The 18,054-nt window shown below is 39.0% G+C and carries 22 protein-coding genes and 2 pseudogenes; 15 read left to right on the plus strand and 9 right to left on the minus strand.

Annotated elements, in window-relative coordinates; translation table 11 throughout:
• Window positions 1–593: 593 nt before the first annotated feature.
• The 4 genes from potA (at window position 594) to potD (ending at window position 4,589) form a co-directional block, all read left to right on the plus strand.
• The gene (gene potA, locus PSF11_RS15300; RefSeq protein WP_004917339.1) at window positions 594–1,703 is read left to right on the plus strand and encodes a spermidine/putrescine ABC transporter ATP-binding protein PotA; all 1,110 of its coding nucleotides are present in this window, start codon (window positions 594–596) and stop codon (window positions 1,701–1,703) included.
• On the plus strand, window positions 1,690–2,553 hold the full coding sequence (gene potB, locus PSF11_RS15305; protein WP_004917336.1) for a spermidine/putrescine ABC transporter permease PotB: 864 nt from the start codon (window positions 1,690–1,692) through the stop codon (window positions 2,551–2,553). The genes potA and potB overlap by 14 nt, the downstream gene beginning before the upstream one ends.
• On the plus strand, window positions 2,550–3,326 hold the full coding sequence (potC, locus tag PSF11_RS15310) for a spermidine/putrescine ABC transporter permease PotC (RefSeq protein WP_004917333.1): 777 nt from the start codon (window positions 2,550–2,552) through the stop codon (window positions 3,324–3,326). The genes potB and potC overlap by 4 nt, the downstream gene beginning before the upstream one ends.
• Before the next feature lie 213 nt (window positions 3,327–3,539).
• On the plus strand, window positions 3,540–4,589 hold the full coding sequence (potD, locus tag PSF11_RS15315; protein ID WP_014657409.1) for a spermidine/putrescine ABC transporter substrate-binding protein PotD: 1,050 nt from the start codon (window positions 3,540–3,542) through the stop codon (window positions 4,587–4,589).
• 128 nt (window positions 4,590–4,717) lie between these two features.
• Here the strand turns inward: potD and PSF11_RS15320 are convergent, their stop codons facing one another.
• The gene (locus PSF11_RS15320; RefSeq protein ID WP_072502733.1) at window positions 4,718–5,275 is read right to left on the minus strand and encodes an NADPH-dependent FMN reductase; all 558 of its coding nucleotides are present in this window, start codon (window positions 5,273–5,275) and stop codon (window positions 4,718–4,720) included.
• Window positions 5,276–5,566: 291 nt separating this feature from the next.
• Between PSF11_RS15320 and PSF11_RS15325 the strand changes: the two genes are divergently transcribed.
• Together PSF11_RS15325 and PSF11_RS15330 are read left to right on the plus strand one after the other, a co-directional pair.
• Window positions 5,567–5,902, plus strand: coding sequence for a tRNA-binding protein (locus PSF11_RS15325; RefSeq protein WP_004917327.1), 336 nt, complete (start codon window positions 5,567–5,569; stop codon window positions 5,900–5,902).
• Window positions 5,903–5,971: 69 nt separating this feature from the next.
• On the plus strand, window positions 5,972–6,682 hold the full coding sequence (locus PSF11_RS15330) for a helix-turn-helix transcriptional regulator (protein ID WP_014657412.1): 711 nt from the start codon (window positions 5,972–5,974) through the stop codon (window positions 6,680–6,682).
• Here PSF11_RS15330 and PSF11_RS15335 read toward each other — a convergent pair.
• Entirely contained in the window at window positions 6,669–7,037 is a 369-nt protein-coding gene (locus PSF11_RS15335; RefSeq protein ID WP_004917323.1) for a DUF1992 domain-containing protein, read from the minus strand. The two genes, PSF11_RS15330 and PSF11_RS15335, sit on opposite strands and share 14 nt — an antisense overlap.
• A 462-nt stretch (window positions 7,038–7,499) precedes the next feature.
• Here PSF11_RS15335 and PSF11_RS15340 point away from each other — a divergent pair, with 462 nt between their 5' ends.
• Complete coding sequence (locus PSF11_RS15340; protein ID WP_004917320.1) at window positions 7,500–9,071, plus strand: AbgT family transporter; 1,572 nt, start codon at window positions 7,500–7,502, stop codon at window positions 9,069–9,071.
• A gap of 124 nt (window positions 9,072–9,195) precedes the next feature.
• On the opposite strand, the gene PSF11_RS15345 is transcribed toward PSF11_RS15340, so the two are convergent.
• Both PSF11_RS15345 and PSF11_RS15350 read right to left on the minus strand, forming a co-directional pair.
• On the minus strand, window positions 9,196–10,089 hold the full coding sequence (locus PSF11_RS15345; protein ID WP_004917318.1) for a pirin family protein: 894 nt from the start codon (window positions 10,087–10,089) through the stop codon (window positions 9,196–9,198).
• 25 nt (window positions 10,090–10,114) lie between these two features.
• A complete protein-coding gene (locus PSF11_RS15350; protein WP_004917316.1) occupies window positions 10,115–10,405 on the minus strand; it encodes a GNAT family N-acetyltransferase in 291 nt (96 codons plus the stop codon).
• A gap of 198 nt (window positions 10,406–10,603) precedes the next feature.
• Between PSF11_RS15350 and PSF11_RS15355 the strand changes: the two genes are divergently transcribed.
• The gene (locus tag PSF11_RS15355) at window positions 10,604–12,286 is read left to right on the plus strand and encodes an inositol phosphate phosphatase SopB (protein ID WP_072502734.1); all 1,683 of its coding nucleotides are present in this window, start codon (window positions 10,604–10,606) and stop codon (window positions 12,284–12,286) included.
• A 436-nt stretch (window positions 12,287–12,722) separates the two neighbouring features.
• Here the strand turns inward: PSF11_RS15355 and PSF11_RS15360 are convergent, their stop codons facing one another.
• Window positions 12,723–13,130, minus strand: a complete 408-nt coding sequence (locus PSF11_RS15360) for a DUF2628 domain-containing protein (RefSeq protein WP_004917310.1) — start codon at window positions 13,128–13,130, stop codon at window positions 12,723–12,725.
• A 780-nt stretch (window positions 13,131–13,910) separates the two neighbouring features.
• Between PSF11_RS15360 and PSF11_RS15365 the strand changes: the two are divergent.
• From PSF11_RS15365 to PSF11_RS15370, 3 genes and pseudogenes are all read left to right on the plus strand, one after another.
• Window positions 13,911–14,462: pseudogene (locus PSF11_RS15365) on the plus strand (integrase core domain-containing protein); the annotation flags it as partial.
• Window positions 14,455–14,577: an RNase A-like domain-containing protein gene (locus PSF11_RS21350; protein ID WP_223854879.1), complete on the plus strand. Its 123-nt coding sequence runs from the start codon at window positions 14,455–14,457 to the stop codon at window positions 14,575–14,577. The pseudogene PSF11_RS15365 and the gene PSF11_RS21350, both read left to right, overlap by 8 nt.
• A gap of 18 nt (window positions 14,578–14,595) precedes the next feature.
• On the plus strand, window positions 14,596–14,862 hold the full coding sequence (locus PSF11_RS15370; protein ID WP_127891332.1) for a contact-dependent growth inhibition system immunity protein: 267 nt from the start codon (window positions 14,596–14,598) through the stop codon (window positions 14,860–14,862).
• 414 nt (window positions 14,863–15,276) lie between these two features.
• Here PSF11_RS15370 and PSF11_RS15375 read toward each other — a convergent pair.
• Together PSF11_RS15375 and PSF11_RS15380 are read right to left on the minus strand one after the other, a co-directional pair.
• Window positions 15,277–15,548 (minus strand): annotated as a pseudogene (locus tag PSF11_RS15375) (transposase); the annotation flags it as partial.
• A 390-nt stretch (window positions 15,549–15,938) separates the two neighbouring features.
• Window positions 15,939–16,097: a SymE family type I addiction module toxin gene (locus PSF11_RS15380; protein WP_105874310.1), complete on the minus strand. Its 159-nt coding sequence runs from the start codon at window positions 16,095–16,097 to the stop codon at window positions 15,939–15,941.
• On the opposite strand from PSF11_RS15380, the gene PSF11_RS21355 reads away from it, so the two are divergent.
• Genes PSF11_RS21355 through PSF11_RS15390 form a run of 3 tightly spaced genes read left to right on the plus strand, consistent with a single transcriptional unit; the run spans window position 16,059 to window position 16,815 of the window.
• Window positions 16,059–16,265 (plus strand): VENN motif pre-toxin domain-containing protein, encoded by a 207-nt coding sequence (locus tag PSF11_RS21355; RefSeq protein WP_072502735.1) that lies wholly within the window; start codon window positions 16,059–16,061, stop codon window positions 16,263–16,265. The genes PSF11_RS15380 and PSF11_RS21355 overlap by 39 nt on opposite strands.
• Window positions 16,223–16,672 (plus strand): hypothetical protein, encoded by a 450-nt coding sequence (locus tag PSF11_RS15385; RefSeq protein WP_072502736.1) that lies wholly within the window; start codon window positions 16,223–16,225, stop codon window positions 16,670–16,672. The genes PSF11_RS21355 and PSF11_RS15385 overlap by 43 nt, the downstream gene beginning before the upstream one ends.
• Window positions 16,669–16,815 carry a hypothetical protein gene (locus PSF11_RS15390; RefSeq protein ID WP_158514050.1) on the plus strand — a complete coding sequence of 49 codons (147 nt, stop codon included), beginning with the start codon at window positions 16,669–16,671 and terminating at the stop codon, window positions 16,813–16,815. The genes PSF11_RS15385 and PSF11_RS15390 overlap by 4 nt, the downstream gene beginning before the upstream one ends.
• 243 nt (window positions 16,816–17,058) lie before the next feature.
• Here PSF11_RS15390 and PSF11_RS15395 read toward each other — a convergent pair whose 3' ends face one another.
• Window positions 17,059–17,235, minus strand: a complete 177-nt coding sequence (locus PSF11_RS15395) for a SymE family type I addiction module toxin (protein ID WP_072197233.1) — start codon at window positions 17,233–17,235, stop codon at window positions 17,059–17,061.
• A gap of 136 nt (window positions 17,236–17,371) precedes the next feature.
• Between PSF11_RS15395 and PSF11_RS15400 the strand changes: the two genes are divergently transcribed.
• Window positions 17,372–17,752, plus strand: a complete 381-nt coding sequence (locus PSF11_RS15400) for a hypothetical protein (RefSeq protein WP_072502737.1) — start codon at window positions 17,372–17,374, stop codon at window positions 17,750–17,752.
• Window positions 17,753–17,854: 102 nt separating this feature from the next.
• Here the strand turns inward: PSF11_RS15400 and PSF11_RS15405 are convergent, their stop codons facing one another.
• Window positions 17,855–17,992 carry a type I toxin-antitoxin system SymE family toxin gene (locus PSF11_RS15405; RefSeq protein ID WP_145928228.1) on the minus strand — a complete coding sequence of 46 codons (138 nt, stop codon included), beginning with the start codon at window positions 17,990–17,992 and terminating at the stop codon, window positions 17,855–17,857.
• Window positions 17,993–18,054: the final 62 nt, after the last annotated feature.

Genomic DNA, 18,054 nt, shown 5'->3' on the forward strand with positions numbered 1-18,054 from the left:
TGAATAATATGATTTCGATTAATATTATCGATATTACATTTGATTTAAGTTAGAAACTTGCCGAAGGTCACAGAATAATAAACATCGGTTTATTTTGGTTATATGTGATGAATATTATCGGCTATCTATTTTTGACATTCAGTTGTAAAAATAGCATTGAGAATATGACCAAATCGATATCATTTTTATTTTTAATGTTTGGATGTTTTCGATTGTTCTAGCCTATATTTTATTGAACTATAACAAATACTTTGTTGCTTTCTGTTATGAACAATGAAAAGCTAACTTAAGTGTGGCTTTATGTTGTTTTACAATGGCTTATTGCTTAGTGTAACTATGGTTAAGTGGCTTGTTTTTATGACAAAGGGAATTCTTTCATTGCGTTTTCATAATGAAATGCAAACAAAGTACTGAAAATGGCTTTCAATTTACACAAACAGTGTTTATCATGCACCACTTAATGAAATTTAAATGGCGCTACTGGTTTTGGGCTTTGCTGGGGAAGTATGAAGAGTAAATCTCCGATAAGCTTACACAGTCTTTAACGGTAGCGGTTCTATCTGCATTATTCATAGGGATAGAGTGTAGCATAAATGACTGAGACAACCTCTCTGACACCACTCGTCGAATTGAAAGCACTTAATAAAGCTTTCGATGGCAAACAAATTATATCCGAGCTTGACTTAACCATCCAAAATGGTGAGTTTTTGACCATTTTAGGCCCTTCTGGCTGTGGCAAAACAACGGTTCTACGTTTAATTGCCGGCCTAGAAGATGTTGATGAAGGCAAAATTATTCTTGATGGTCAGGATATTACAGATATCCCTGCTGAGCAGCGTTTTGTGAATACGGTATTCCAAAGCTACGCTCTGTTCCCGCATATGACCGTTTTTGAAAACGTTGCTTTTGGTTTGCGTATGCAGAAAACCCCTGCTGACGAGATCCAAAAGCGAGTTGATCAAGCATTGCGTATGGTGCAGTTGGAGGATTTTGCACAACGTCGACCAAATCAACTCTCTGGTGGGCAGCAACAGCGCGTTGCGATCGCCCGTGCCGTCGTTAATCGTCCAAAAGTCCTTTTGCTGGATGAGTCTTTATCCGCACTTGATTATAAGCTACGTAAGCAGATGCAAAATGAGCTAAAAGCGCTGCAACGTAAATTGGGGATCACCTTTATTTTCGTTACCCATGATCAAGAAGAAGCCCTTGCAATGTCAGATCGTATTATTGTTATGCGTGAAGGCAAAATTGAGCAAGATGGCTCGCCGCGTGAAATTTACGAAGAGCCTAAAAACCTCTTTGTGGCTCAATTTATTGGTGAAATCAATATTTTTGATGCAAAAGTCTTATATCGCATTGATGAACAACGTATTCGTGCCAATGTTGAAGGGCATGAATGTGACATTTTTACCACTTTACCTGTCCAAGAAGGCCAATCGGTTCATGTTTTATTACGCCCGGAAGATTTGCGCGTAGAAGAGGTGAACGATGCAGAAAACTATCCCGGTTTAATCGGTTATGTGCGTGAACGTAACTATAAGGGAATGACGTTAGATTCTGTGGTAGAGATGGAAGATGGCAAAATCATCATGGTCAGCGAATTCTTCAATGAAGATGACCCAGATGTAGACCACTCCTTAAACCAAAAAGTTGCTGTAACTTGGGTTGAAAGCTGGGAGGTGGTACTGGATGATCAGGCGTAAACACAAGATCTTACAAAATGTCATTATCACGGGCGTGGTGGCATGGCTATTACTCTTTGTATTTTTGCCTAACATCATGATCATTGGTACGAGCTTTTTAACACGCAGTGATACCAATCTTGTTGATATGATCTTTACATGGGATAACTACATCCGTTTGTCTGATCCCATGTATGCTGAGGTGATGCTCCACTCGTTGAATATGGCGCTGATCGCCACTTTCTTCTGCTTAGTTATCGGTTATCCTTTTGCCTTTATTTTGGCGAAATTACCTAAACGCCTACAGCCTTTAATGCTCTTTTTGTTGATAGTGCCTTTCTGGACTAACTCTTTAATTCGCATTTATGGGCTAAAAGTGTTTTTGAGTACGAAAGGGTACTTGAATGATTTCTTGCTGTGGATAGGGCTTATCGATAAGCCGATACGTCTGATGTATACACCTGAAGCGGTTGTGTTAGGGCTTATCTATATTTTATTACCCTTTATGGTCATGCCGCTTTATTCCAGTATTGAAAAGTTGGATAAGTCTTACTTAGAAGCCGCAAGAGATCTCGGTGCTAACAAACTCCAGACATTTGTGAAGATAATTATTCCATTGACTATGCCTGGGATTATCGCCGGCTGCTTACTTGTTTTACTGCCAGCGATGGGGCTGTTCTATGTTGCGGATCTGATGGGGGGAGCGAAAAACCTCTTGATAGGGAACGTTATTAAGAGCCAGTTCCTAAATATTCGCGATTGGCCGTTTGGTGCGGCAACCAGCATCTTCTTAACGGTGATGATGGGGCTGTTGCTGTATGTGTATTACCGAGCTGCTAAGCTATTGAATAAAAAGGCATATGAAGAATGATCGGTCGCACGTTACGAGGTGGCTTTATGGCCATCGTCTACGCTTATCTTTATATTCCAATTATCATTTTGATTGTGAACTCGTTCAATGAATCGCGTTTTGGGATCAGTTGGCAAGGTTTTTCAACCAAATGGTATGAGCTGTTAATCAACAACGATAGTTTGTTGCAAGCGGCAGGACATTCATTAACGATGGCGATTATTTCTGCCACGTTTGCGACAATTATCGGTACGTTAACGGCAGTTGCACTGTTTCGTTATCGTTTTAGAGGGAAACCCTTTGTCGGTGGTATGTTATTTGTTGTGATGATGTCGCCGGATATCGTTATGGCCATTTCTCTACTGGTATTGTTTATGCTTTTAGGGGTTTCGCTTGGTTTTTGGTCGCTACTGTTTTCACACATTACTTTTTGTCTACCTTTCGTGGTGGTTACCGTCTATGCGAGGCTGAAAGATTTTGATGTGAAAATGCTAGAGGCAGCGCGTGACCTTGGTGCGGGTGAGTTTACTATTTTACGTAAAATTATCCTGCCGTTAGCGTTTCCTGCGGTCGTGGCAGGCTGGCTATTAAGCTTTACCTTATCGATGGATGACGTTGTGGTCTCCTCCTTCGTTACAGGCCCTAGCTATGAAATTTTACCGCTAAAAATCTACTCGATGGTAAAAGTGGGCGTTTCCCCAGAGGTTAACGCATTGGCGACTGTATTGTTGATCATGTCGCTAGTATTAGTCTGTTTGAGCCAGTGGGTGATGAGAGATAAGTTTTCGAAATAGCTCAAATAATTTTTTGTGTTGTAAATGTCGCGAGCTATTGGGTTCGGTAGCTCGCATACTTAATGCCATTTGGCGAAGAGGGTGAGCTCTAGATGAGCTTATACGATATATATACGCAAGATAATTCAAGCGATTAGCGGCTAAATAAAGTCATTAATGGTCACTTGAAATATGGCGAGTATAAGAAAACACTTTGTTGAGGGATGCTCAGTAATGAAAAAATGGTCCTATCTACTAGCGGCTGGCTTAATGGCTGCAAGTATTGGCACGGCAACCGCCGCAGACGAAAATAAAGACGTACTGTATTTCTATAACTGGACAGAATATGTTCCCCCCGGTTTATTAGAGCAATTTACTAAAGAAACTGGGATCAAGGTGATTTACTCCACCTACGAATCAAATGAAAGTATGTACACCAAGCTTAAGACCTATAAAGAAGGGGCTTATGATTTGGTCGTTCCTTCTACTTATTTTATTTCTAAAATGAGTAAAGAGGGGATGCTACAAAAAATCGATAAACAAAAACTAAGTAATTTTAAAAACCTAGATCCAAATTTACTGTATAAAGAGTTCGATCCACAAAATGATTTTTCCGTTCCTTATATTTGGGGAGCGACGGGGATCGGTATTAATGGTGAGGCCGTTGACCCAGGCTCAATCACCTCTTGGGCCGATTTTTGGAAACCTGAATATAAAAATAGCCTGTTAATGATGGATGATGCACGAGAAGTATTCCAAGTTGCACTCACAAAACTCGGTTATTCAGGTAACACAACCGATCCTAAAGAGATTGAAGAGGCTTATAAAGAGTTACAAAAACTACGTCCAAATATCCTTGCATTTAACTCTGATAACCCAGCAACGCCGTTTATCGAAGGTGAGGTTGATGTCGGCATGCTGTGGAATGGCTCAGCCTTTGTTGCTCGCCAAGCAGGTTTACCGATTGAAGTGATTTGGCCAAAAGAAGGGGGAATTTTCTGGATGGATAGCTTAGCTATTCCAGCCAATGCGAAAAACCCTGAAGGGGCACATAAGTTGATCAACTTCTTATTACGTCCTGATATTGCAGCACAAGTTGCCGAATCTATTGGTTACCCAACGCCAAACCTTGAAGCGAAGAAAATGCTACCACCGGAAATTGCTAATGACCCGTCTCTTTATCCAAGTGAAGAGGTATTGCAAAAAGGGGAATGGCAAAGTGATGTTGGCAATACCAACATTATTTATGAAGAGTATTTCCAGAAGTTAAAAGCAGGACGTTAATCAAACCAAAAGGCACCGTAATGAAGCCCCCAACGTTATGGGAGTACTTCATAATTACGGTGCTTTTTTGTTGTTAATACGGATTATAGCCGATAAAAGTAGATGTTGTTTATTCTTATATCACTCAATTAGTTGGCAACATTTCGGATAACAAACTGGCAATAAGTATCCACCCACGCCTGAATAAATGCTTGGCTTTTCGGCGCAAAATTATGTTGTTCATCAACCATACCTTCAAACCATTTCAAATAACATTCAGGTTGATTCATGGTTGGCATATTTAAAGATGCTAGACAGATACGTAAGTGCTGCTGCGCAATTGCAGTACTGATATTGCCTGTTGATACCCCTAAAATGCCTGCTGGTTTACCATTCCATGAATTATTCCCCGCAGGGCGCGATGCGTGGTCAATCGCATTCTTTAATACACCCGGGATTGAACGGTTGTATTCAGGCGTGACAAAAATAATCCCATCACACTCGGCAATTTGTGATTTAAAGTTAGCGACAACGCTGGGTAGCTGTTTATCGGCATCTTGGTTATATAAAGGAAGCTCACTGATATCGAGAAAGTTAAATGTGAAATGATCAGGGAAAAGCTTCACTAAGGCTTCTGCAACTTGGCGGTTGTATGAGTTTGTGCGTAGACTGCCAACGATGACACCAATTTTATATTGATTCGACATAATTAAACCTTCTCTAGTGTGAATGGATGCTTCGCTGATATATTTTAGCGCTTTATCACTCTATAAAGCCAATTTTGGATATATAAAAACAGCGGGTAATCAAAAGCAGGCAGGTTATTATCGGTTTATAGTACTTATAACTATCTGAATAACTAAAATAAAATCGACCAATCAATCTGTATCATTTTCCATGACAGTTTGGCGACAAAAAATGCGTGTTTAGCAATAAAAGCCTATTTCAATTTTGTGTTAGCCTAAAAGTCTATTAATAACTAAGTTCAGGTAAGGTTTATGCAATTCATTGAATGGGATGATTTTACTCGCGTTGAAATGCGCGTTGGCACAATTATTAAAGCAGAAGTGAACAGTAAAGCTAAAAAACCCGCCTACGTGATGGACGTCGATCTGGGTGAATTAGGTGTGAAGCGCTCAAGTGCACAGATCACTGTAAATTACACCCTTGAGGAGCTGATCGGCAAACGAGTTTTATGTGTTTGTAATTTTGAGCCTAAACGTATTGCCGGTATTAAATCAGAGGTTTTGATCACAGGTGCACCGGATGAAAAAGGGGCGATAGTACTTGCTGAATTTAATCTACCGTTGCCTAACGGGGCATTACTTGCCTAAGTGATCAAGTGCATTTTTCCCCCTAAAAGGGCTATACTCCTCCTATTACCAGTAAAGAGGAGTGCGCTTTTGTTATTGCCTGAATTACATTATCGCCAATATTCCGAAGATGTGATTTCTCATCAACACGATGAGCAATGGCAGGTTGTCTTTGCGTTATCGGGGGGCATGGAAATTAATATGCATCGGCAGCATTTTCTATTAGCGGCGGGAAATGGTGTGGTCATTGCACCTGGTGTAAGTCATGCATTTAGCGGTCTATCAGGCAACCAAAATTATGTTTTAGAGATGCCAAGCACGTCTCCATGGGCACTTGATGACAAAGCAACGTCTTTTTCGCTAACTCCCGCTGCTATTGGGCTATTAAATTGGTTGCAGCGGTTTCCTCAACCCCTCGAACAACATACGACCATTGCAAAATTGCTGCTTGCTCAAATGAAACCTGAAGAGCAGTGGATTGATGGGGTGACCCGATGGATTGATGCACGCTTACATCTTCCACTCAGTTGCCAAGATATGGCGAATGCGTTTTGTATGTCAGTAAGTACGCTACAACGGAAAATTAAAGCGGCGACACAACTCACCGCAATGCAATTACTTGTACAAAGGCGCATGGAAGCGGCTTGCCGCTTGCTGATGACGGCGAATTCAATCGAGCAAGTTGCATTGTCTGTAGGCTATGATTCACACTCGGCTTTTAGCCAAGCATTCCGCCAATACTATGGTAAAACTCCTATGGAATATCGAACAGGAGCTATCAAGTTATCTATTCAGGTTTAAAACGCTGGCGGATATGCGCTTCATACTCACCATGTAAAAAATCAGTATTGATATTCGCTTGTTTAAGTTTGAGCTCTAATAAAGAAAGTTGCTTACTTAGAGGCTGGTAATTAGGATCATCATGAGCAAGCCCTTTTAGCATATCGACCAACGTGAGTGCATCTTTTCGGTACTGTAATTCGGGGGGCAAATACCCTGAGTTTTTTAAAATACGATAACCCGCTCGTAATTCAGGTGGAACTTGGCTATCGTCATCAAGTAAAAGCGGTTGTCCTTCGCCTTTCAGATTTTTTAGCTCACCTTTATTTAACGCTTCTTGAATATGGCGTTCTGCCCAATCATCAATAACAGACATAATGGTTTATTTAGTTGAAAAGGATAAGCTGATTATAACAGCGATGGCATAAAGATAGCTAAAATAGGGAAATAAAAATATTACATGGTTTATTATTCTTTGTGTAATTAGTAGGGAAAACCTAATCATGAATACGGATATTTGGAGGTGATTTTCTACTAAAAAGACCAAAAGTCAGGCTATTTAACGCTTAAAAAGAGAATAAATTACTCAGTAAATAGTGAAAAACTGTTATCTGAACCACATTTTCATTAATTATCGGTGTTTTTTATTTAAAGGGTAAATTAATTATTTATTTAAGTCATGATGACTTTTAATTCTATATTTTATGATTAAATTTTAATAGGGATGGGGTTTCAATCTAAAAATAAATAAATTGTTGAATCAGCGTTATATTTTTGAAAATAGCTAAATGGCAAAACATTGTGTAATGTCCATTTCTCTTGTTTATAAGGAGAAAATATGGAACAAAAAAAACAAGATGGGAGCCGTTTGTTACGCACGGTGGAATGGTTAGGCAATGCCTTACCTCACCCAGTCATTTTATTCATTATTTTAACTGCAATTTTATTGGTCTCCTCAGCAATTGGTCAATATTTTGGAGTCAGCGTTGCTGATCCACGTCCAGAGGGGGCAAAAGGGCGTGCTGCGGATGGGGTTATTCATGTTGTCAGTCTATTAGACGCTGAAGGTATCCGTAAAATCCTTTCTAATGTTGTTACTAACTTTACGGGCTTTGCTCCTCTTGGCACGGTGTTAGTTGCCTTATTAGGGGTTGGGATTGCCGAACGAGCTGGGCTTTTATCTGCGGCGATGCGTTTAGTGGTTATCAAAGCACCGCGTAAGCTAACGACAGTGGCAATTGTGTTTGCGGGGATCATGTCAAATACCGCCGCCGAATTGGGCTATGTAGTACTAATCCCACTGGCTGCGATTATCTTCCATTCACTTGGTCGCCATCCGCTAGCAGGTCTTGCCGCTGCCTTTGCAGGGGTTTCGGGGGGGTATTCTGCCAACTTATTATTAGGTACTGTCGACCCACTGCTTTCTGGTATTACCCAGCAGGCTGCGCAAATTATTGATCCAACCTATACAGTCGGGGCAGAAGCGAACTGGTATTTTATGTTTGCCAGTACATTCCTAATCACTATTTTAGGTTATTTCATCACTGAAAAAATTGTTGAACCACAATTAGGGCCTTACCAAGGTGGCGGTGTTGATGAAGATGAAGATAAATTACGTGCTGATGCTGAAGTAACCCCACTTGAGAAAAAAGCGCTGTTTTGGGCATCGGTGACCTTTTGGGGATTAGCCGCCATACTTGCCCTTATGGTCGTGCCAGAAAATGGTATTTTACGTAATCAAGAAACCGGATTAGTCAGTAATTCACCATTCTTGAAATCCATTGTGGTATTCATTTTTATCTTCTTTGCGATCCCAGGCATTGTATATGGCTATGTCGCTAAAACCATGCGCTCTGATAAAGATGTCGTAGATGCCATGGCAAACGCAATGAGTACTCTAGGATTATATTTAGTTATTATTTTCTTTGCTGCACAGTTTGTTGCCTTCTTTGGTTGGACAAATATCGGGCAAGTGGTCGCAGTGAAAGGCGCCAATTTCTTAAACAGTATCGATTTACATGGTGGTGTGCTGTTTATTGGATTTATTATTATCTGTGCCTTTATCAACTTAATGATAGGCTCTGCTTCTGCTCAGTGGGCGGTGACTGCACCTATTTTTGTGCCAATGTTAATGTTAGCGGGTTATGCACCAGAGACAATCCAAGCGGCATACCGTATTGGTGACTCGGTAACCAATATTATTACTCCAATGATGAGTTATTTTGGTTTAATTATGGCTATCGTTGTGAAATATAAGAAAGATGCCGGGATTGGTACATTGGTCTCTATGATGTTGCCTTATTCAATCATTTTCCTTATTGGCTGGTCACTGTTCTTTGTGATTTGGGTATTTGTACTCGGACTACCCGTAGGTCCTGGTTCTCCGATTTACTTTACTCCCGCGAGCTAACTTGTTTTAAAGAAAAAGGTAGCGCAACTTCATTGGCTACCTTTTTATTATCTTTGATGGATATAACTTCAATACAAATATCAAACTTATTGAATAAACATTTTTACCGACTTGGTTGGCATATTTATGGCATTAAGGGGGATGGTGTCGGCGTACGTTCATCATTGATAACTTTACCAAACCGAGGGCTACCTTGGTTCCATTCTGCAACGGCTGCGGTAATTTCAGCTTTTGTGCGACCAATAAAATTCCACCACATCAAAACAGATTCATTCAGAGGCTCACCACCTAATAATAGAATGTGGCTATTGGCTGAAAGTTGTAGTGAGACTTGCGACAAGCCTTGGCCTAAATAGACCAACTCATTGTGATGACTGCGCTGTGAATCGATAATCGCATCCCCTTCGATAACAAAAATGCCATATTCAAATTCAGGGCGTAGCGTTAGCGATAATGAGTGACTATTGCGGGTGGTGATATCTAAGCCTAATAAAGAAGAAAACGATAATGTGGGGGCTTTATAAGAATCATATTCCCCAATGAGTAATTGATATTCGATATCTCCAACTGACCATTTGGGTAAAATAGGGTAATGATCAAAGCGAGGGGGCATATCTTTCACGGCTTCTGGCAGTGCTATCCATAGTTGTACGGCATGTAAATGACGGTTTTCTCCATAGGTATCTTCGGAATGGCTAATTCCTTTACCTGCAGTCATTAAATTTACTTGGCCCGGGCGGATCACTTGTTCGTAGCCTAAACTGTCCCGATGTAGAATTTCACCTTCAAGCATCCAAGTGAAGGTTTGCAGTGCAGTATGTGGGTGAGGCGCGACGCGCATACCAGCAGAGTCACCTTTAAATACAGTCGGGCCCGCATGGTCGAGAAAACACCAAGCACCAATTAAACGCCGTTGTTTTGTTGGTAATACCCTTGCGACAGGGATCCCACCAACATCTTTGATACGTGCATGAATGTGCTGGAAATCTAGGTTATTTTTCGGGGTCGGTATGCTCATTTTTACCTCTTATCAATAAAACAGGTTAGTGGCGAATATCTTGGTATTCAGGTGTTTTATCAAAAATAGCTTTGGCGAATGGGCAAAGAGGAATAATTTTACGCTTTTCAGAACGCATTCTTTCAACGACTTTTGCGACTAATTGTTTGGCAATACCTTGCCCTTTTAAGCTTTCATCAACGACGGTATGGTCAATAATAGCGAGTTCGTCTCCGGTATAGACAAAGGTAATTTCAGCAAGGCGAGTCTGTTTATCATCCGCTAAGATAAAGAAGCTGTGATGATCCGATTGAATATTTGGCATTTGATGCTCCATCGTATAATCGTTTATCTTTTTTAAGCCTAGCTAAGCTTTTGGCTAAAGACAATGATGGGATTTTGTTGAGTTTTCTCAAATAATTTGATGGAGCTTATTTTTAAATTGTGATGATGAATAAAATAAACAATCGGTTTTTTATATATTTATAAGGTATTTCTCGATTGAATAGTATTTTTATTTCAATGGAGAAGCCGTGTGTGTTGCATAACAAAGTCAGATGAAACCCAACCATTAATTTCTCATGTCACATCCAGAAGGCAGGAGCAGTTAAGTAAGACATTTGCTTATAATATTGATTCAGTTAACAACACAATAAAAAGCCAAAAGCTTGTTAGAGAGGCAATAAAAACACTACCTCGTGGTCAAAGTTCAGAGGAGAGAAAAAATAACCTCACTAACGTAACTCAAGATAAAAAAGATCTTATTCGTTTCCAGCAGGAGCTGCTCAGTACTGCAGAAAATATATTGAAACACCTTGATTTATCCACGGAAGTGTTAGCTACAATATCGGATAAATTAAAGCAGTTAACGTGTGAACCAAACAGACTAATTCAATCAAGGGAATTGTTGCAGGCTAAAAAATTCGAAGAAAAATTAATTAAAATTATTCATCATGAAATGCTCAATAGTAATAATAGAATCTCTTTAAAAGATGTTGGGAGACTTTTTCAAAAAGAGCTAAGTAGGCATCTTAATAATAAAGATTGGCATACAATAGAAACAGCATTGAGTTATGGAAATAGCGAATATTCATTTATCTTAACTCCCGCATCTCAAATGAAATATTGTGGTGATAATCACGAGATATTTTGTGACAACAGCTATAAAGGGAAAGGTGTTTGTTCGAAATCAGCAGAAGAGACGACTCACGCTGTTAATTTATGGCTTTCAGAGGTTAAAGATAATAATCAGTCCACTTTATTTAGTGGGATCCGCCACGGAGTATTATCGCCTTACGCCCTTCCTGAGCGCAGTGCCGAACGTCTACAAGGCGCTAAAAATAGAGCAAAAGAGGTCGTGATGGCTGCGCTGTTTGCAAAGCCTGAATTGTATAAGAGAGCATTAAATCATGAAGAGGTGACATTGCGGATCGCTTCAACCTCTTTACTAACATATTTAGGTAAAGAGAAAGGGATGCTTGATGATCAAGTTGCTGCTTGGAAGATGTTAAATAACGATGGCGTTATCAAACTGAATATCAAAAATGAGAAAGGCGAAGCCCAAGAAGTTAAAGTTAAACTGGATATTGCGATATTCAACTTTGGCGTTAATGAACTGGCATTTTCCATCCCGAAGGTGATCAGCCAAAATGATAATTTAAATAAAACCGCTTTAGCCCAAATATTAGGGTGTAACTATCTTATTAATAATGAAGTGGGGGGATGGGTAGGTCACTATTTATCTGAACATCCTCATGCTAGTAATAGGCATAAAGTAGAAGAGTTATGTCAGCAGATAAAGGAAATATGGAAGAAAAAATCATATCGTTATGATGGTAATGAGCCTTATAAAATAGCACAACGTATCGCGATGTTAGCTTACGAAATTGGTGCAGTGCCTTGCTGGAATTGCAAAAGTGGTAAAGATAGAACAGGTATGCTGGACGCAGAAATCAAGCGGGAAGCTATCAATTATCATCAAGGTTATAGTTTGAGTAAGCCAGGCGCTAAGTTGACGAATGAAGAGAAAAAATTATTCCAAGGTGTTTTGCTATATAGCGGTAACAAAGAAGTACAGGAATGCAATACTGGCGTTGCAGGTAATAAAGTCACCAAAGATCTACCATTCATGTTAAGACCACTTGCATTATCTTATAAAACACGTATTGGTGATGAGGTTATTCGGCGACAGGTACAAGGGTTTTCATCTTTAGTTTAATATTATTAATGCTTTTTGAGGTTGATCATAGATGAAGGGCATATTTGTGTCCTTTCATCATTGAGGAATTGCTATTTACAGTAGGTTATAATAAATGTTCATCTTTACTTATGTATTTATTGGCGATGTTCTGTGGCATGAAAAAATAGATATTCATATCACTATGACAATAAATACCGCATTGTCGCCGTCGATATTTTCTAAAGCACACTGGGTTATGAATGGGCGGAATACCGTTACGATATTCTTGTAAATACCTCATTTATAACACAGTCAATTTGTAGAGTATTTATGCTGCATTTCGATACTCACAAGCATCTAAAATAATCTTCAAGTTTATTTATTGTTATAATGCTGCATTTTACATGCAGCATTATTGTATGGAATAAAATCCTATTGGGATTGGAGGTAGGTTATAAGCGGATAACTTATTGATTTAATATAAGCTGAATCCTTCAAATGGGTTCCAGCCATCAAGGCCTTTGACTTTTTTTAGGTAATAAGCATAGTTTGCAGTAAATCCCCACATGAAAGATACCCCTAGAGATATAGCTGTCCAAACTGGTCTGGGGAATTCTCTACCTATAATAAGTTCAATGGTTGCAAAAAGCATGGTGATACATAAGCTTATAGCTAACAAGATTAGAGCTTTTTTCCATAATCCTACAATTGCAAAATAGATAGGTCCAAAGAAGTAAGCAAAAAAATTAAACATAATAAGAAAGCGAGCAAAATAAGGTTGCTGCTTTATGGCAGCTTTGTGTTCAGGGGTTTTTGGTGCTCCATATGTATCAAAAAATGCAAAACGTTTTTGCCATTTTATAGGGTATTGCTTAGTTTCCATTACTACTCCATCTGTATTAGAATCAAAAAACGATGGATATAATACGATGTTTTCCTATTTAATGCAGTGGCAATTGAACACAATTTATTAAATAAGAGAATATTCTTAACTATACATGGAGTTAATTTAATTTATTTACCTCACGAATAGCCCTGATATAGGTTGACAACTCTTCAGGTATAAAACGCTCGATGAACTTGATTGGGCGGTTTATAGTTTAATGAAAAATGTCTTTCATTGAGCATTGAATATTATTATGGATTTTCAGATAGTTCGATGAACAATACTGTAGCCCTCGATTTGAGTGATGGATTATAGGGATTGTTGAACTTTGTCTTTTTAAGATTCGAAGTAACAATTTCTTTACCATATTCATTTTCATGTTGCCATCTAAATGATAACCAGCGATTTTTTTTCGTGAATAAGCATTAGTAACTAGGTTTAAATAAGTAATATCAGCTACCCCCATTTTTTCCTGAATAACTCAGCTTTACGCTTTTTTGATAAGCGAACACTAAAATCGCTATCCATGACTTTGATGACGGTTTTAAAAATGTCAACTTTAAGTTATAGAACGTGGTTCATCTTAATTTTCTTCTTTCGGTAGGCTACTGTTCATGTCCACTTTCCCTAAAATAAGACAGCTATAATTAGATTTTCTGCCCTAAAATTTGCAGAGGTCATGATGAAAAAAGCCCGTTTTACTGAAACTCAAATCGTTAATATTTTAAAACTCACTGATTCTGGCATGGAAGCTAACGATATTAGCTAGCAGTAAGTGAAAAAAGACCACTAATAATTGAGAAAACACCGAATATTCATTGGGCATTGGATTTTATGCATGATGGTTTATATTGTGGTAGCCGATTTCGAACATTGAATATTATTGATGAAAGAACGCGAGAGTGTCTGGCAATTGAAGTGGATACGTCATTGCCTGCTGAACGAGTTATTAGAGTGCTTGAACGCTTGAGAGTCGACAGAGGGCTACCGAAACAAATTCGCATAGATAATGCTCCAGAGCTAATTGCTGTTAATTTATTGAACTACTGTGAAAATAATCAAATAGCGTTATGCTATATTCAATTCGGTAAGCTACAGTAAAATGGCTTTATCGAGCGTTTTAATGGTTCGTTCCGCCGTGAGTTTTTGAATGTTTATTTATTTGAATCGTTGAGCCAAGTTAAAGAATTAGCGTGGTATTGGCAGCAGGATTATAACTTTAGCCGAACGCATTAAAGTTTAAATCACCTCCCACCGAAGGCTTATCGTAAACAGTTAGAAAACTCTAGTTTAGGATGTCTTAATCAATGGGGAGTGGACTATAGGTAGAGTTATCTATAGAGGACAAACGAAATCTATTGATTCAAATAAAATAGTGATTGTAATAGATAAAGATCCACTAATACCGAATGGTTATCGTATTCAAACTGCGTATCCTCACTAGTGTAGGGAAATGATGAATATGGAAAGAATTAATTATTTATTAGGCTGTTATTTTCATCAAGATTGGGACTGTGAAGCATCTAGTGATATAGAGGCATTAAATAATTTTGTAAGAAGAGAAACATCTGAATCTATTTTGAAGTTAAAAAAAGAACTATCGGAAATAATAAAGTCAGGAAAAGAGTTACCTGAAAAATATTTGTATGAACACAATTGCTATTATATACCCTCAGAAGATGGATTGACTATATTGGAGTGGTTTAAAAAACTTCATGATGCACTATGAGATTAGGATAGCCCTGATAAAGTTTTCCTTAAAATCTTACTCCCATTCAGTTTGCTGGATAATCAACAGTCTGGCTTGGCGAGTGAGAGGGTAGTGACTTCCTATATAAAGGGTTATATATCATGTTGTTACTGATAATAATCAGTTGAGTTTTCCTCGGTAATGGACGTAACTCACAGTATACTATCTGATTTTGACAACTTTTTCTTTAGTTGCTTGGCTAGCAATGTTGGAAAGCACATTGAGCATGGTGTGAAGTGGTCAATAAAAACTGACCACGGTTTTAGAGCTTTTCTAAAATAATCGTTCCGATTCATTGGGTGTTAAACCGCCATTATATTGATGCGGCCTAAGTTGACTGTAAGATACTATAATGAATAACTTCCTGTCGAGCTTCAATTACATGGCGGTAGCCTTCTTTAAGATCTCATTATGCTCTTCAAGGCGAGCAATTTTCTTTTTCAGTTCACGAATTTCGACTTGTTCTGGTGTCATCGGTGAGGTTTTTGGTAAAATACTTTTGCGTTCTTGTTTTAGTTGCCGAACCCATTTGTCCAGAGTAGGGTGGATTTACCTATGCCCATGGCGTTAGCAGCTTCGAGCACGGAATAGTTCTGGCCAAGCACAAGTTGAGCCGCTTCAAGTTTAAATTCCGCACTGAAATTACGTCGAGTTTGCTTTGTCATTGTTATCAATTGTTAAGTTATGAGGTGTATAGTAACACCTCTATTAAGGTGGCCAAATTAACGATACCACTTCAGACAAAGGATGGGAATGAAAGTAATTAATTACTTTTTAATTATATCTATGTGCTACTCATTTGGTGCTTTTGTTATGTTTTTATTACTTAAGCTCATTATCGAAGTAATTAGATATATGAAATTAAATGTTTTTGTTATTGATATTCCTGTTATTAAGGAATTAATAATTTTAGGTGTAGCTTTAGGAGTGTTCACTGGCTGCGTACATATGTTCATTGTTTACAAGAATCATAAGCGGCTTAAATGATGTTTAATGTATACTTATAAATCGATCAATAGCTCCCCTTTTTGTATTCAGGGAGCTATTTAGCCACTTTAGCTCTTCAATCCCCCCTCAGCCTGTCGGATAATCAACTGTCCGGGTTGGCGAGTAAGGGTAAAGAGGCTCCCCACCTCAAACCCCATATCTTTCAGCCACTTACCGCTTAGCGTGAGTTGCGGGCTGGGGTTGGATTTACCGCGGTTGGCGGCGATACGTCAAGTGCGGCGAATGCCGGTCAGGCAGGCAAAACGACGGTTGAGAATAACTCAATGTCTGGTGTTGGGCTCGGTGGAAATCTAGGGTTCTGGCTTGCTGATATAAAAGATTGCGATCAAAATTGCAAAGCGGAATTGCTAAAGGAATTAATGATGGTAATTTAGAAACATCAGGATATGCTGCTGGTGTTACTGGTCTGGGCTTATACTCAGGAACAGGACTTATTGTTGCTGGTATAGGTGGAAGTGCTAATTACCTCATTCAGTTATCTGGAGATAAACCCATTAATTACACTGATGTACTCATTGCTACTCACATAGGTGGAATTACTAAAAACTCTAATCTTTATGGTGTCGTAAGGGGGAATGTTTTCGGTGGCGGCCTTTCAAGTGAATTAAAAGGTGAAGATCCATTGCTAGGCGCTGGAACGTCTGGAATTAGTTCAGGAATTGGTTATGGACTAGGCGGTCTCATAAAGTGGGGTGGTAATCAATGGGGATTTCATAAAACTAATGGTTTTGATCCTAAATATAACCCTAGAATACAAGGTGGTGCGAATAAAGGGCTATGAGGTTATCAAAAGACTTATCACCAGCAGTACTGCCTGGGATCGGAGAGAATGTAGGTTCATCTTTAACGACTGAAATCACTAATAGCCAAGCCCAAGAAGCAATTAAAAAAGAGCAGGAAAATGCCAATGAAGCACAGAAATAGTAAAGGATTTTTTCTTCTTTTTTTAACTTCAATGTGGGCTATTGTAATTTTTGCTATGGGGGTCTTTTCATTTTTTTGCAGAAAGTTATACATGGCTACTGATGAATACAGAATTTACATTTTCATTTGAGTACATAAAAAAAGCATGCAAGCTAGCACTGGTATTAAGCCCAATGCTAGGAGTGGTGACCTACTTTATGTACAATAAATAGGATAATAGTTAATGAAGTGATTTAACTAACTTCACCCCTCAGCCAACTGGATAATCAACTGTTCAGCTTGGCGAGTGAGGGTAAAGTGATTGCCCACCGTAAAACCGATTGCATTCAGCCACTTACCACTGATGATCAGTTGTGGGCTGGGGTTGGATTTACCGCGGTTGGGGGCGTAACCCACTGTATACTGTCTGGTTTTGACCACTTCTTCTTTAGTCGTCGGTGTTTTTACACGACAATCACGCTTTTAAAGTTGATGGTTACTGGTTTAGGGTTACGAGAGATGCTAAAACAGGAGAGATAAGTAATTCATTTATAACAATGCCACTTAGGAGTATCCAATGAGTAGTATAAATATAAATTGGTTAATCAATACGAAAAAGCACGTAATAGATAGTGGTGGAGTAGACTTATATTATTTACTTGAAACCATGCTAAGTGAGCAAAAAATGAGTTTTCAACAATTTATTTATGATGCATCTAGAGGGATAGGCTGTGTTGTCTCTGAAGGGTTAGTATATGTATTAGATCAAGATTTAGATGATCCAAGCGAGTTTGATGGTGCTTGTTTTATCCTTGGTGACTATGAAAGTTCGACGCTTTCACCTCAGAAATTTGTTGAGTTAATGCGGGTCATAAAGGATAGTTATATAACTGAGCATCCAGAAAATAAAGAGACAATAGAACGCTCTATGGTGAGACTTAAAGAACGCTATACTTGATATTGACGTAGTTTTACTCCCCTCTGCCAGTGGGATAATCAACTGTCCGGCTTGGCGAGTGAGAGTGACGTTGCTGTTCACCGTAAATCTCTTATCTTTCAGTTACTCATTGATTAAGATGAGTTGCGGTTTGGGGTTGGGTTTACCGCGGTTGGGGGCGTAACCCGCTGTATACTGTCTGGTTTTGACCACTTCTTCTTTAGCCGTCGGTGTTTTTACACGACAATCGCGCTTAGCCATGGTGACTACTCCTTTAGTTGCACTGGTTAGCCATGTTGGGGTGTTCCCGCACCTGAGCATGG

Source organism: Providencia sp. PROV119 (genome assembly GCF_028482435.1).
GTDB lineage: Bacteria > Pseudomonadota > Gammaproteobacteria > Enterobacterales > Enterobacteriaceae > Providencia > Providencia stuartii.